The sequence below is a fragment of the Clostridioides sp. ES-S-0048-02 genome (genome assembly GCF_020658495.1).
Lineage (GTDB): Bacteria > Bacillota > Clostridia > Peptostreptococcales > Peptostreptococcaceae > Clostridioides.
On sequence record NZ_JACVWH010000061.1, the window covers coordinates 1 to 619 of the forward strand.

1 tRNA gene and 2 rRNA genes are annotated in these 619 nt (G+C 39.7%); all 3 read right to left on the reverse strand.

What is annotated here, in order from left to right:
* Positions 1 to 186, reverse strand: a 23S ribosomal RNA gene (locus IC173_RS20350); the annotation flags it as partial.
* A gap of 206 nt (positions 187 to 392) precedes the next feature.
* A tRNA-Ala gene (locus IC173_RS20355) sits at positions 393 to 468 on the reverse strand.
* 55 nt (positions 469 to 523) lie between these two features.
* A 16S ribosomal RNA gene (locus tag IC173_RS20360) occupies positions 524 to 619 on the reverse strand; the annotation flags it as partial.

Genomic DNA, 619 nt, shown 5'->3' on the forward strand with positions numbered 1-619 from the left:
GAGTTCCCCTCATTAAGCTATGTATTCACTTAATGATACTTAGACATTACTCTAAGTGAGTTTCCTCATTCGGAAATCTTCGGATCAAAGTTTACGTGCAACTCCCCGAAGCTTATCGCAGCTTATCACGTCCTTCATCGGCTCCTAGTGCCAAGGCATCCGCCCTGCACCCTTAATAACTTGACCAGTTAAAAAGGTTTGATAGATTAGAAGCTATCAACTTCGATAATTTTTTAAAGTTATCAGCTTTATATATTACAAATTAGATGTCATATCACTAAATATATATGCAGTTTTCAAAGTGCTAACGCACATAGCTTGTCTAAAGATAAGCTAAAAGTGCATGTAAGAGGCTACTAGATAAATCAAAGATTTAAGTAATATACTCTTAATGGTGGAGATGAGGAGAGTCGAACTCCTGACCCCTTGCTTGCAAGGCAAGTGCTCTCCCAACTGAGCTACACCCCCAAATATGAAGTTCATAAAGAACTTTCAAAATTAAACAGTAGGCAATTCTCCTTAGAAAGGAGGTGATCCAGCCGCACCTTCCGATACGGCTACCTTGTTACGACTTCACCCCAGTTATTGATTCCACCTTCGACGACTTCTTCCAAAAGGT